A 12,890-nucleotide genomic window follows, 5' to 3' on the forward strand; every position below is an offset into this window, starting at 1 on the left:
TCCGTGGTTTTTGCGGAGAGGCTCTTTTGGGTGGTATTATTTAATTAAGCGTTTATCACTTTTTACGCTTTACCTGTACAGCTGCGAGAGCGCCGCCTGCTATCAGCAGGGCAAATACGCTGGCTGTACCGCCGGTGGTCGGGTTAGAGTCGCCGGCTTTGGAAGATGAAGAAGCGGTGCTTGAATTTCCGGAAGCACTGCTTGAAGCGTTGGCGCTCGAAGTATCCTTACTTGATGTATCAGAAGCTTCGGAAGAGTCCGCCGCGGAGCTTTCTGTATCGGAAGAGCTGTCTGCCGCGCTGGAGTCCTCAAGCAGTGTCAGAGTAAGCACCTGCGTGTGGGTAGCAGTGTCCGCCGTTATGGTGACAGTAGTCGAGAGCGGCTGATAACCGTCCGCTTCGACCTCTACCGTGTACTCGCCCGCGGAAAGCTCTACGGTATTTGACTCAAGCACTTCACCGTCAAGCTTGATCTCGCAGTCCATAAGCTCGGCGGGGTTGACTAGGAAAGTTACCTCGTACTTAGGCAGGGGCAGAAGCGGCGTACCCTCGGCGTTGAACCTGTAATCGCCGCCGTTTTCTACTATCTCGTTGTAAAAATCTTCGGTAGTCATGTATTCGTAGGTCTTGGCTTCGGCAATGTTCTCAACGCCGCCGCCTCCTGCGGTGATGTTTTCAGTTTCGGTGAAGTAATTGTTGCTGAAAACGCTGTTTTTGCCGCCCGCGCCATAAATCGCGCCCAAACGCGTAAAGGGAGCGAAAGCGGTGTACTGCGAAAGATCGATCTCGCCTGCAAAATAGCTGTTTGTAATAGTTGAATTTTCGGACATAGTGCCTGTCAAACCGCCTGCGTCAGATGTGCCATTTCCGATAGGAGCAAATTTGCCGATGGAATAGCAGTTATTCATCTTAGAACCGTTGTAAAGCTCGCCTGCAACGCCGCCAACGTGCGAACCTGCGGACGTTATATCGCCTGTATTTGCGGAATACTGCACGGTACTGTTGGAAACATATGCCGCAACGCCGCCTACATAAACGCTTCCCATATCGCCTGTTATCTCGATATTGCCCTTATTTTCACAATATTCTATAGCGGTATTGTCTAAAGCATAGCCGACCATACCGATCGTTCCGTAAACGTATTTGCCATTGTTTTTAAAATCAACATCGGAAACGCAGTCAGATATCATAGATCCTATCGAAACGCCTGCGATAGTGCCGAAAAAAACATAATTTCCGCCATTCTGCACATCCACATTGCCGGTAACAGTAAGTCCGGAGACCTCGCCGCCCTCAATATCGCCAAAGAATCCGCAAAGCGCGCCGTTTTCGTAGCATTCGGTAAAATCAATGTTAGAAACAGTGTGACCGTTGCCGAGGAATTTGCCGCTGAAATAAAATTCATCGTCATCTTCAACAGGGTAGCCGATGGGCGTCCATTCCACGCCGCTGAGATCAAGGTCAGCCTCCAGCGAAACAACAACGTTGGTCTTGCCATTATAATCGCCGGTATTCACGTCTTTGGCAAACTGCATAAGGTCATCTACAGAGTCGATAATGATCTCCTCAGGCGCTGCCGCAGCGAAAGCCGCAGGCGCAGCCGCCAGCGTCAAGCTAACGCAAAGCGCTCCGCTCAAAAGTTTTTTGAAGCATTTCATAAAAATTTTCTCCTTTTTAACTTACTTGATTTTTGCCCAATATGGTTCAAAAGCCAAATGCTTTACTTTATTATAACACAGAGCGCGTTAATTGTCAAGACACATTTCGGCAAAACTAGATTAACATTTATCAAAGGTGGGGTGGCAAAAAAATTGCGGATAAGGGGAGAGTTCCTTATCCGCAATTCACATATTAAAACGGCAGCTCTTTCAAGCCGTATTTCTCGAGAAGGTCTTTGCGCATATAGAGGTTGATGCTGTAATCTTCCTTGAAAAACTTAAATACTTTATTTCTCTCAAAGTTTGCTACACGAACATAATTTGCCTCTTTAAGGTCTTCTTCTGAATAATATAATTCGAGATTTATCTCCGCAAGGATCACATCAGGCATACCCTTGCTTACCCATTTATTTATCGTTTTTTTCGCTTCATCTTTATCAACTTTTCTGTATTGTGAATAAAGATAATTTCCGTTTTCATCGCCGTAATTTATAAATATCGGTTTATCAAAATAAGGCGAGACCTCAGTTGCTACACCCATAAGGTAGACATATTCATTACGCTTTTCTTTGATCTCTTTTTTATCCATGTACTCTATTTCAGCACTTTCTATATCATCAAAATCCCATGCCCATTCTGAAAGTATTTTCAGCTCATCGAGATGATGCTCTTTAATAAAATCAGCAAGTTCTCTTGAATATGTATACGGTACCAAGACCTCGTTTACTGACGATACTACGCTTTCTGCAACAGGCATCAGCAGTGCTGCCGCAAGTATCACCGCAGTAAGCTTGCGAACGAAACCCGAGGTTATCTTTTCTTTAAAAGCTGCCGCAAGCTGTCTAAGCGCTTCATATCCTTTTGGCTCTAAGGTTATCCACATATAATAGATCATCATTAAAGTAAGTATACCGTAATGGTGCGGGTTACTGTAACCTATGCCCAAAAATACGATCAACACTAAGAATGGAGGAAAAAATTCAGAGAGAGTGTGTGTTTTTTTGCCATACCACGCGAAAAACGCCAGTATAAGCGCACCGCCTATACACTCCGTTATCTTTGCCGCCAAAGAAATTCCGCCGACAATGCCTCCATAAGAAAAACATAAGCCCCATGTTGCCTCAAACGGAAGAAACAGTATACGATAGCTTTCTGATAATCTTTCCTTGATCGTAATTCCGAAAGACGTATTGAAAGTATCTGCATTCGGCATTACGGAAATTATAAGTACTGCTGCTATAACAAGCAGCCCAAGCAAAGCGTAACAGCGTTTGTCCTTAAATACAGCTTTTTTGTCGTCTGCGTGTGAAGCAAAGATCTTTACCATCCACACTACCGACACCATGCCGGCTATCATTATGCCCACCATCTGCGAAGCGCATAGCAAAGCCATCGAAAGCACAAAAGGCAGCGGCTTCTCATCGCGGGTTTTGTATGTAACAGCCATCAGAAAGATAGCGAGCATCATAATGCAGTACGGGCGAGAAAGCACGCCATACTGATAAAAAATGAAATATGTAAACGGCAGAGCGCATCGCAAAAGTTTTGGAAACGGCGATCTGAATATCAGCAAAGACACCGCCGCACTGCATATCACGATATTGACAAATTTCAGAGAAAAAAGGTACGGCGCGCCAAGCTTTGCGAAAGGCACAAGCAACAAATGCCACAATTGCGGGTGACCCTCCCAATGCGGTATTTTGAAAAGAATGTCTTTTATGCTCGCCGAGCGCGCTATCTGCCACGCCTGCGCTTCATCGAACCAAGGCTCATGAAAATATGAAATAACTGATATGCCTACTATGTAGACAAGCATTACGATACATTCTATCCTGTATTTTTTTACAAAATCCGACAGCTTATTTTCTGACATTATAAATTCTCCCTTATTCGTGGATATTATTTACTATTATAACATATATCTTACAAAATTTCAATCCCTAAATTCAATTTACTCTCTCAACAGTATACCCGTCCTTTTTTAGCAGCTCGGGTATGCCATCATCGCCGACAAAGTGCGAAACTCCCGCTATGAAAAACACTTGGTAGTCCTGCTCAAGATACTCTTTCGCCTTTTCAGCCATGATCTTGTTGCGGTCTATGACAAATTGCTGATAATATTTTTCCATTATCGGCTTTTCCTCATCAGTCAGTCCGCTGTAATCATACGTCAGTTCGCAAAGGCGCTCGGTGTCGCCTGTTTTCCATGCTTCATACTGCTCTTCCAGCGCGGCGGCGCTTTGCTCTTTGGTAGTTGTGCAGTGCTTCTTTATCAGCAGCCCGATAACGTCCTCAGGCATACTGCTGTACATAGTGTCCTTAGCTTCATGGGTTTCTATGCTGAGATTTTCTTTGTCATCGCAGTTTGCGCTTATCTTAAGAACTCTGTCGATTCCGATAGTCGCGGAAAATTCGCCGCTGCTTTCGCCAAGAGCGTTTAACTGCTGAAAAACATACCACGGTGCATATTTGTCATAATCGCTAATATCCATTCCGTTTTCAGAAAAGTAATTTTTTAGATCAGAATATTGTTCGTCAGTAAGGTGCTTTTTCAAACTGTCGTCTTTTTTTAGCGCAGGGTCGGGAGTGCAACTCTCATAAAACGGGTCGACGTCTACGTTATTTATCTCGCTCGCCAGCTTGTCGCAACCGCGGTAAGCCTGCTCTATGTATTTTGGAAGCGGGTAGCTTTCTTCTTTTTGAACGTGCATCGTGCCGAGCATATACATACTTTTTCCATTAGGCGCAGTGACCTGCCACATTGCTGGCGTGACGTCGGAAGTTTTTTCGCCGTCTTTAGCGAAAACGTCTATATTATCGGGGAGATTTGTGTTTTTCTTGAAATAAACAAGTGAATCGTTCTGCGGCGTTTCGTCAAGGTCATTAACATTGTTGTTTATCAGATATGCCGTTCCTGCGCAAAGTGCCAAAACGCCGACGGCTATAATAGTTATTATCGTCTTTTTCATAAAAATATCCTTAAAAAAACATAAGCCCTGTTTTCACAGAGCTTATGTAATAATCTGTATTAGCCAGATAATTTCACTTATCAGTTAGGAAGCTGCAGAAATAGTGGAGCTGCCCTTAGTGATGGTGAAGTTGCTGATAGTCTCATGAGAAGTCTCAGACTTCCAAGAATCCCAAGATACAGCGTCAGGATATCTACCAACCATTTCGTCGGAAGTATTCTTAGCCCAAAGTACAACGTAAGAAGCCTGACCGCTGATAGTAGCCTTAGCTACCTTAAAGCATCCAGCCTCGTCGCCGTTCTCTCTAAGAGCTGCAGCAATCTTCTCTGCACCGGCATCAGCCGCGCTAGCTTTTGCATCATATACAGTGCCTGCAGTTATCTTCCACTTAGAAGCGTCAGTATCTGCAGTCAGAACTGCGGAAAGTGCATAACCATTGGTTTCAGCGTCTGCTACGTTTTCTGCAACAGCATTGTAAGCGGTCTTAGCGTTTGAGTTTGCGGTCTTAAGTCTGGACTTCTTAACGTAGTTAAGCATCGAAGGAACCAGAATAGCTGCCAGTACGCCGATAATGGCAATAACTACTACAAGTTCAACCAGAGTAAAACCTTTCTGTGTCTTTTTCATAGAAAAATCCCTCCATAAAAATATTTGTTTTATAAAGCACCGCAGCGGAACTGCCGCGGAAAGCTTACTTTATGTACCGCTTTCGGCTCACATCTCTTTGTGCCCCTCAGCGTAATTACATTATACACCGCCTTCTCTGATTTGTCAATAAGTTTTCACAAACTTTTTTGAAATTTGTGCAATATAACAAATCGCTTGTCTGCATTTTAGCAGTTTGAACAAACTGTAAACCGCAGACCCCATTTTCGGAGCGGAAGTATATGCCTGCTAAAGCATTTTTAAGCCGTGCCCCCTGCATTTTGCTGCATGTCCGCACGCTCTTTGTGTCCTTCAGCGTAATTTATTATATCTTAAAACAAATTATTTGTCAATAGGCGCGAAACAATTTTGTTGATTTACACAAATTATTTGTTCATAAATCCCTCCACAATATTAAATGTGACACATATGTGAACAGCAATGCTGCTATTCGTTATCGGGAATATGACGAATGACCTCGCGATGTATCTTTATCATAAAGAAAATGCTGGCAGAAAGCGACATTATCTCGGCTATCGGGAACGACCACCAGACCATGTCGGGGTTGCCGGTCTTTGCGAGCAGGAACGCCGCGGGCACGAGCACTACCAGCTGGCGGGCAATGGATATTATCATAGAATTTATCGGGTGACCCAGCGACTGGAACGCCGAGCTGAATACGATGGCGACGCCTGCGAATATAAACGATACGCTGATTATCCTAAGCGCGGGTACGCCCCAGCGCAGCATCTCGCCGTTCGCCTTGAATATCTCAAGCATCTGTGCGGGGAATACCTGCATCAGCAGCAGACCCAGCAGCATTATCGACGTCGCGAAAAGTGCGGAGATCTTTATCGTCTTTACAAGGCGGGTGCGCTTGCCTGCGCCGTAGTTGTACGAGATTATCGGCACGGTGCCGTTGTTAAGACCGAATACGGGCATGAAAATGAAGCTTTGGAGCTTGAAATACGCGCCGAGTACCGATTGCAGAGTGTCTTTGAGCGCGCCAAAACCCGCCAGTATAAGGTTGAGCAGGAATGTCATTACAGAGGTTACCGAAGCCATTATGATCGAGGGCACGCCTATCGCGTAAATGCTCTTTACAAATTTTTCCTCGGGACGGAAGCCGCGCATATTGATGTTTATCTCGTGGTTGCGGGTGACGTTGAGGTATATGCCGAACAGCGCGCCGCATATCTGACCCACCACCGTCGCGACCGCCGCGCCCGCAACGCCCATTTTCGGGAACGGGCCAATGCCGAATATCAGTATCGGGTCGAGCACGATGTTGATGACTGCGCCAAGCCCCTGCGTGAACATCGAGAGGACGGTCTTGCCGGTGGATTGCAGCAGACGTTCGTTCATTATCTGCATAAACGAGCCGACGCTCAGCCCGCCCGCGATGTAGAGGTACTGTTCGCCGTAGCGGATAGTAGCGGCGACGTCGGTCTGCGCGCGGAAATATACCTTAGTAAAGCAGAGGGTCACAGCGAGGAACGCGAGGTAGCTGCATACGGCGAGGAAAATTCCGTGCCGCGCGAACTTGTTCGCCTTTTCAAACTTCTTTTCGCCCAGTGCGCGGGCGAGGTTAGCGTTGACGCCGACGCCCGTGCCCACGCCGACGGCTATCATCAGATTTTGCAGCGGGAAAGCGAGCGAAACGCCTGTAAAAGCGTTCTGGTTTATCTGAGAAACGAATAGGCTGTCCACGATATTATAAAGCGCCTGCACCAGCATAGACACCATCATAGGCAGCGACATTGAGAAAACGAGTTTGCCGACGGGCAGCACGCCCATCTTATTTTCCTTAACGGGAGCGGTGCTTTCGGCATTTTCAGTCTTTTCAAGCTCCGCAGTATTCATACAAATTCCTCCTTTTTACAGTCACATCTTACATATACATTTTTAAACACATATAAATTTAATTCTACCACACGACTGTTACTTGCATATTAAGAATGTGTGTATCGGCGGAGAAATTATCGTTCGGGCGCAAAAACAGCCGCTCCCAAAAAAGAGCGGCGACATTTGACAAAACCCGACAAATATGTTACAATACTGATCAAGCGTACTGCATAAAACGGTAGGCGGTTCAAATCTTCCTCCAGAGATGGAGGTGAGCTTGGTGGACATATTATCAGTTGTAATCCAATTACTTCATCTAATACTGGACGCTGTCAAAGTAACATTTGATCTGAGCAATAAAAAAAGATAACCGCCTCACTTCCGACATAAGGCGATTATTTTTTAAATAATTCAACTATTTGGAGGAGAACCGCTTACAGCAGTGCGCCTCTTTTGTTATCTTAATTATACCACGCCGAGCGGCGTTTGTCAAGCGCTCAAACAGGCATTTGACAAAACCCGACAAATATGTTACAATAGACACAAGGCGTACTGCATAAAACGGTAGGCGGTTCAAATCTTCCTCCAGAGATGGAGGTGAGCAAGTATGAGCGTGGAAACAGTAGTAGCAATACTAACGTTGATCGTTAACATAGTCGAACTCGTTTTCGACATTTGCAACAACAAAAAGAAATAACCGCCCCACCTTCCAAATAGGGCGATTATTTTAAAAATAAGACAATCTTTTGGAGGAGAACCGCTTACAGCAGTGCGCCTCTTTGTTAACTTAATTATACCACGCCGAGCGGCGTTTGTCAAGCGGTCTTTTTAATCGTATTCATTGTACTGCTTCCAGTGCAGACTGCCGTTTTTCCAGCTGTCCCACGTTATCGGGTCGGGATACTGCCCGAATATCGCCGTGTTAAGCGTCGGGTCTTCGTCGCCCGTCCACTGAACGTAAAATGAAGCTGTGCTGTTTATCGTCTGCTCGCCTACCCATACATCGCCCGCTGTAATGCCGTTTTCCGCTAGTACGGAATACACGGCTTCCTGCGCCTGCAGCTGATTTTGATTGCCGGTGGGCGGGGTCGTGCAGTCTATCACGTTGCCGCCGTAATAGCTTATCGCCTGCTCGCGGGAAATTCCCTTGCTCTCCTGCTCAGCCAAAAACTCCGCCACGGCGTTGTAAGCCGTTTTGGCATTGGTGTTCGCAGATTTCAGGCGCGATTTGCGCACATAATTCAGCATCGACGGCACAAGTATCGCCGCCAAAACGCCGATTATCGCGATAACTACTACAAGTTCTACCAACGTGAAGCCTTTCGACATCTTTTTCACAGAAATACCCCCTCTTGTAATCCTATAAAAAAATCTGCTCATGCTGTAAAACTTACCTTTATAATATAGCATATTTTAGCCTATGTGTCAAGTTTTTTGCACAAATGTTCAAGCAAATTGATAGATCCGCCAATTCCCGACTGCTTTTCATTACATATTTACTGCATTTTTACCCATGGCGTAAACGTTTGAAATGAATGTGATATAGCGGTATTCAACTAACTATGGCAGCTTTAATTAGTTAAAATAACGAAAATCATATGCGCCTATTGAAAAACTGTACAATTTGTTGTATAATATAGTAAGAATAATTGTGGTATGAAGGTAAAATATACAAATTTAGTGCAGGGATATACATATATCTAATGACAAAGATCTATAGGATCATGAAATGGTGAAAGGGGTGAGCCTCGCCGTGGGCAAAAAAATAACAAAGGTAAAGTGCGGAAAATATTGCGCGGATTTTACCGACGGCGGAAAGATTTTTGATTATGACGAGGGCTTTATCTCTCTTACAGGATATTCCCCGAGGCAGTTTGACGGCGGGGAGGTCGTTTTTGACGATCTTATCCCGCGCGACGAATTTGATTCTTATATGGAAAAGGTCGAGAAACTGCGTACAGTGGGCGGCGGAGCGCTGGAACACAGGCTGATGTGTGCCGACGGCACAGTGCTCGACATTATCTGCATAGGCACAGACTTCACATCGGCAGAGGGGCATAGCTGCGTAAACGTTACCGTGGCGGATAACTCAGATCACGCCGCGCTGAAACGCAAGTACGAATCTGCCGAAAAGGAAATGGACGCCATAGCCGAAAGCGTGAGCGACGGGCTGGTGATGGTGCGCATAGCCGACGGGATCCCCGAAATGGTGAAGGCGAGCGACGAGTATTACCGCATCATCGGCATGGATAAAGACAGCTGCTGCGGGCTGATAGACATTATAAAAGGCAGCGACCGCGAAAAGCTGCTGAAAAATATAGACGAGTGCGTAAAGACCAAGCTGCTTTTTGAGCAGGACTTGCCTATATGCCGCAGCGGCGAAAGAGCATGGCTGCGCCTGCGCGCGCGCTACCTAGACCCGCCCGAGGGCGAAGATGGCGCTATGCTTTACTGCGCCATTGCAGATATTACCGAGAACAAAATGGCTGAATACAGGCTCAAAAAACAGGGCTACTGTATGCAGATGATAGCCGATAATACGGAAGAGAAATTTTTTGAATACAACGCCGAGCGCGACGAGCTCAGCATTACCGCTGGCGAGCAGGTGATGAAGCAGTTTGGCAGCAACGGTATAATGCGCAACTTCCTCTCCGGCAGGACGGCAGATGGGCTGATACACCCCGATGACATCGAGGTGTTTTACAAGACATGGGAAAATGCGCTCGCTTCACCGCAAAAAGGCACGGCAGATTTCCGCTGCCTTATAAAAAAGGGCACTTACCGCTGGTACCGTATGCCGTATATCAGCGCCGAGAATGAAAACGGCGAGATAACGGGCGTTTACGGAATGTTCTTTAACATCGACCACGTTAAAACGCTGAAGAGCCGCATGGCGCACGACCGCCGCGAGATAGAAAGGCTCTCGACCACCGACGCGGTGACTGGTCTGCTTAATAGAGGCGCTTTTGAAAAGGCTGCCGCCGCGAGCTTGAAAGAGCTTTTCCCTACGGGCGACTGCTTCGCCGTATGCTACTCTGACATAAACGATTTTTCATATGTGAACGAAAACTTCGGCTACAGGGCGGGCGATAAGATGCTTGCCGACTTTGCCGACATTATAATGAACTGCGGCGTATGCGTTGCGGGCTGCCGCATCTACTCAGACTACTTTGTATCGCTCTACCGCGCTAAAGACCGCGAAAAGCTTATCGACAAGATAGGCGAGCGCAACCGCAAATTCTCTGAGATGCAGAAGAAGAAATATCCGCTGAGCAATATACAAGTTTCGTGCGGACTGTACTTCATGCGCGCCGCGGACGAGGATATAAACACCGCGATAGACAACGCGAACCTAGCGCGCCGCAGCGTAAAGGGCAGCACCGATATCCCCGGCGGCATATACGCCGAGCGAATGAGGATAAAGCGCAGCCACGACCAAGCGATAGCGAGCGAGATATTCAACGCTATAAAAACAGGGGCGATAGAGCTTTTCTTACAGCCTAAGTTCAATATGAAAACACGCGGGCTGATAGGCTCGGAAGCGCTGGCGCGCTGGCGCAACGCCGACGGCTCTTACAAGCTGCCTTACGAATTTATCGATGTGCTGGAAAACGTGGGCTACATAACCCAGCTCGATTTCTACATATACGAGCAGGTGCTGATAAATCTTGCGAAATGGAAGCGCGAGGGCAGACACCTGTACCCGGTATCGGTAAACTTCTCGCGCAAGCACAACATTTACCCGAATTTCGTCAGCAGGATAGCCGAGCTGGCAGACCGCTACGGCGTGGAGAAGAGCCTGATAGAGATAGAAGTGACCGAAAGCTGCTTTACGCAGGACGTAAAGAACCTTTTTACCAACATGAAGAAGCTGCGCGAGCACGGCTTTAAGATAGACATCGACGATTTCGGCATGGGTTACAGCTCGCTGAGTGTACTGATGGACGCGCCTGTAGACATCGTAAAGGTAGACAAGGTGTTTATCGACAACATAGAGAACAACGAAAAATCGAGAGAGTATATCGACAGGATATGCAATCTGATACAGACCGCCAGCAAGGAAATAATCTTTGAGGGCGTGGAAACTGAAAAGCAGGCGGAGATACTTTGCAGCAGCGGCCACAGAATGGCGCAGGGCTGGCTTTTCGACAAGGCGATACCCGTTGCGGAGTTTGAAAAAAAATATCTTTCGTTAAAAAGCATCTAAACAGGTCGGGGAGCGCGCACCGCAGCCCCGACTTGATTTTTTTATTAAAGTATGGTATAATCAGAAGTGTAGAAATATTACATTTAGGCGGCAATTCTGCTTCGCCGTATTTGAAAAGGAATTTTATTGCTTATGGATAATTATGATAACTACAACAGCCGCGATTATAACGACGATCGTTACGAGCGCGACTGGCAGGACGGCTCGGGCGGCGGATATGATTACGATGGGTACGATGATTACGACCGCTACGGAAATTACGAGGGTCATGACGAAGCGCCGCGGTCTGACGAACGTTATGACGATGATTATGATAACGATGGCGAAAGGGAATACGACCCCGAGTATGAGGAATATGTACGCGAGCAGATAGCCCGCGCAAAGCTGCGCCGCGAAAAGGCAGACCAGCTCGCGCGCGACCGCCTGCATGCTAAGATGGTAATGGCGGCAGCGGGCGTTATAATAATCTCGCTGATAATAATGGTCATCGTGAACGCGAGCGGCGACAAAGAGCCGCAGGGCACTTACACGGGCGAAAGCTCTTCGCAGCAGGTGCAGGCAGCCCCCGCGGAAGATACCGAAAGCTCGGAAGCCGAGGATAATGAAAGCTCCTCGCAGAGCGAAAACAGCGACATCTACAAGGGTCAGGCGACGGGTCACCAGCTCGTTACCAAAGACGGCATAACCTACGTTGACGGCATCATGATAGTAAACAAGACATTTTCGCTGCCTTCTGACTACGACCCCGGTCTGAACAGCGAAGTATCGGAAGCTTTCAACAGCATGGCGGCGCAGGCTTGGAGCGACGGCATAACGCTTTGGATATGCTCAGGCTATCGCAGTTACGACGAGCAGGTGACGCTTTTTGAGCAGTACGCCTCGCAGCGCGGACTTGACGAAGCGGACGCGGTATCGGCGCGCCCCGGCCATTCCGAGCACCAGACGGGACTTTGCATCGACGTAAACACCACCGATTTCAGCTTTGAGGGCACGGCGGAGGCGAACTGGCTGGAACAGCACTGCGCCGAGTACGGCTTTATCATACGCTTCCCGAAGGGCAAGGAAAAGATAACGGGCTACGATTACGAGCCTTGGCATATCCGCTACGTCGGCATTGAGGCGGCGCAGCAGATGAAGGCAAGTGGAAAGTGCTTAGAGGAATACCTGAACGTTACTTCCGACTACGCCGATTCCCCCGGTAACGAGGACTTTCTGAAAAAGTACGCTCAGTATGCCGACATCACCCCCGCGGACTCCTCCGCCGCCGACTATAACACCGGCAGCACGGACAACGCCGCTGATTACAATTACAACGACAATACCGACGCTTATTACAGCGATGATTACGGCTACGGCGATGGGTATGGGTATTGACAGCGCGGAAGGTCTTGAAAAGATCTTCGCATGGGATCCCGATTTTACAAAGGTCACAGCTCAGGAAAGGGCTGACATGGAAAGCGCTGATAAAGACCTCGAAAACGGCGAATATGTTTCTCACGAAGATGTGTGGAAGGATATAGACTGATATTGCTGACAGCAGTTGTTAATAAATTGTGAAATCGACAAA

9 protein-coding genes are annotated in these 12,890 nt (G+C 47.3%); 3 read left to right on the top strand and 6 right to left on the bottom strand.

Annotation, left to right across the window (positions count from 1 at the left end; translation table 11 throughout):
• Positions 1-55: 55 nt before the first annotated feature.
• From LI114_RS01640 to LI114_RS14260, 6 genes are all read right to left on the bottom strand, one after another.
• Entirely contained in the window at positions 56-1,657 is a 1,602-nt protein-coding gene (locus LI114_RS01640; protein WP_227218805.1) for a PEGA domain-containing protein, read from the bottom strand.
• Between the two features lie 193 nt (positions 1,658-1,850).
• Positions 1,851-3,530: a hypothetical protein gene (locus LI114_RS01645; protein ID WP_227218807.1), complete on the bottom strand. Its 1,680-nt coding sequence runs from the start codon at positions 3,528-3,530 to the stop codon at positions 1,851-1,853.
• A gap of 73 nt (positions 3,531-3,603) precedes the next feature.
• Positions 3,604-4,626, bottom strand: coding sequence for a TraB/GumN family protein (locus tag LI114_RS01650; RefSeq protein ID WP_227218809.1), 1,023 nt, complete (start codon positions 4,624-4,626; stop codon positions 3,604-3,606).
• Positions 4,627-4,710: 84 nt separating this feature from the next.
• A complete protein-coding gene (locus LI114_RS01655) occupies positions 4,711-5,253 on the bottom strand; it encodes a pilin (protein WP_227218811.1) in 543 nt (180 codons plus the stop codon).
• A 465-nt stretch (positions 5,254-5,718) separates the two neighbouring features.
• Positions 5,719-7,134: an MATE family efflux transporter gene (locus tag LI114_RS01660; RefSeq protein WP_227218813.1), complete on the bottom strand. Its 1,416-nt coding sequence runs from the start codon at positions 7,132-7,134 to the stop codon at positions 5,719-5,721.
• An 810-nt stretch (positions 7,135-7,944) separates the two neighbouring features.
• Positions 7,945-8,445 carry a prepilin-type N-terminal cleavage/methylation domain-containing protein gene (locus LI114_RS14260; protein WP_319638288.1) on the bottom strand — a complete coding sequence of 167 codons (501 nt, stop codon included), beginning with the start codon at positions 8,443-8,445 and terminating at the stop codon, positions 7,945-7,947.
• Between the two features lie 424 nt (positions 8,446-8,869).
• On the opposite strand from LI114_RS14260, the gene LI114_RS14265 reads away from it, so the two are divergent.
• From LI114_RS14265 to LI114_RS01680, 3 genes are all read left to right on the top strand, one after another.
• On the top strand, positions 8,870-11,323 hold the full coding sequence (locus LI114_RS14265; protein WP_227218816.1) for an EAL domain-containing protein: 2,454 nt from the start codon (positions 8,870-8,872) through the stop codon (positions 11,321-11,323).
• Positions 11,324-11,455: 132 nt separating this feature from the next.
• Entirely contained in the window at positions 11,456-12,697 is a 1,242-nt protein-coding gene (locus tag LI114_RS01675) for a D-alanyl-D-alanine carboxypeptidase family protein (RefSeq protein ID WP_227218818.1), read from the top strand.
• Positions 12,687-12,848 carry a hypothetical protein gene (locus tag LI114_RS01680; protein ID WP_227218820.1) on the top strand — a complete coding sequence of 54 codons (162 nt, stop codon included), beginning with the start codon at positions 12,687-12,689 and terminating at the stop codon, positions 12,846-12,848. Before LI114_RS01675 ends, LI114_RS01680 begins: the two co-directional genes overlap by 11 nt.
• The last annotated feature ends 42 nt before the right edge of the window (positions 12,849-12,890 follow it).

The organism is Ruminococcus sp. 210702-SL.1.03 (assembly GCF_020559915.1).
Lineage (GTDB): Bacteria > Bacillota > Clostridia > Oscillospirales > Ruminococcaceae > YE71.